The organism is Streptomyces sp. NRRL WC-3549 (assembly GCF_000721935.1).
GTDB lineage: Bacteria > Actinomycetota > Actinomycetes > Streptomycetales > Streptomycetaceae > Streptomyces.
In genome coordinates, this window is the sequence record NZ_KL585384.1 from 37,606 (window position 1) to 39,217 (window position 1,612).

A 1,612-nucleotide genomic window follows, 5' to 3' on the forward strand; every position below is an offset into this window, starting at 1 on the left:
GCCGTACCGTCGGGGACATCCACGACGGCGACTGGATCTCCTTCACCCCGTACATCCTCGACGGTGCCACCAAGCTCACCGCCCGCACGTCCTCGGCCGGTGTGGGAGGCTTCCTGGAGGTGCGGTCCGGATCACCCACCGGGAAGATCCTCGGTTCCGCCCCCGTCCCGGTGACCGGCAGCTGGGACACCTTCCAGGACATCGACGTGCCGCTGCGCGGAGCGCCGAAGAAGGCCACCGAGCTCTTCCTGGTCTTCAAGGGCGGTGACGGGGCGCTCTACGACGTGGACGACTTCGAGCTGTCGAACAGCCCCGTCGACAAGACCGCCAAGCGCGTCCTCGTCTTCTCCAAGACCGGCGGCTTCCGCCACGACTCGATCCCCGAGGGCGTCGCGGCGCTGAAGGAGCTCGGCAAGGGCAGCAACATCACGGTCGACTCCACCGAGGAGGCCGGCCAGTTCACCACCAGCAACCTGGCCCGCTACGACGCGGTCGTCTTCCTCTCCACCACCGGTGACATCCTGAACGCCGACCAGAAGAAGGCGTTCGAGAACTTCGTCTCCACCGGCGGCGGGTACATGGGCGTCCACGCCGCCGCCGACACCGAGTACGACTGGGAGTTCTACGGCGGGCTCGTCGGCGCCTACTTCTCCTCCCACCCGGAGATCCAGCCCGCGACCGTCAGGGTGGAGAACCACGACCACCCGGCCACCGCCCACCTGGACGAGGCCTGGGACCGCACCGACGAGTGGTACAACTACCGCACCAACCCCCGTGACAAGGCCCAGGTCCTCGCCACCCTGGACGAGACCACCTACAAGGGCGGCACCATGAAGGGCGACCACCCCATCGCCTGGTGCCAGACCTACCAGGGCGGGCGCTCCTTCTACACCGGCCTCGGCCACACCAAGGAGTCCTACGCCGAACCGGAGTTCCGCGCGCACCTGCTGGGCGGCCTGCGCTACGCCGCCGGACAGGTCAAGGCCAACTGCAAGCCCGACACCGGTTACCGGTCGATCTTCAACGGCAAGACGCTGGAGGGCTGGAAGCAGGCCGGTCCCGGGAAGTTCGACGTCGTCGACGGCGAGCTGCGCTCCGAGGGCGGCATGGGCCTGCTGACCTACCAGGCCAAGGAGCTGAAGTCCTACTCGCTCACGCTCGACTGGAAGATGACAGGCGACGACAACTCCGGTGTCTTCGTCGGCTTCCCGGAGTCCGACGACCCGTGGTCGGCCGTGGACAACGGCTACGAGGTCCAGATCGACGCCACCGACACGGCGGACCGCACCACCGGCGCGATCTACACCTTCAAGTCGGCGGACCTCAAGGCCCGCGACCGGGTCCTGAGGCCGCCGGGCCAGTGGAACAGCTACGAGATCAAGGTCAAGGGTGAACGGCTCCAGGTCTTCCTCAACGGAGCCAAGATCAACGACTTCACCAACACCGACCCGGCCCGCAGCCTGAAGGACGGCTACATCGGCCTCCAGAACCACGGGCCCGACGACCACGTGTCCTTCCGCAACATCCAGTTGAAGGAACTGCCCTCCACGTAGGGCGTCCACCTCGGCAGGAGGCACCAACCGCCGACCTGTCTCTTATACACATCTCTGAG

The 1,612-nt window shown here is 66.8% G+C and carries 1 protein-coding gene; it reads left to right on the forward strand.

From position 1 onward, the window contains the following. On the forward strand, positions 1-1,553 hold a 1,553-nt coding region (locus IH13_RS0103505; RefSeq protein WP_031080937.1), incomplete at its 5' end, for a ThuA domain-containing protein. Positions 1,554-1,612 lie beyond the last annotated feature (59 nt).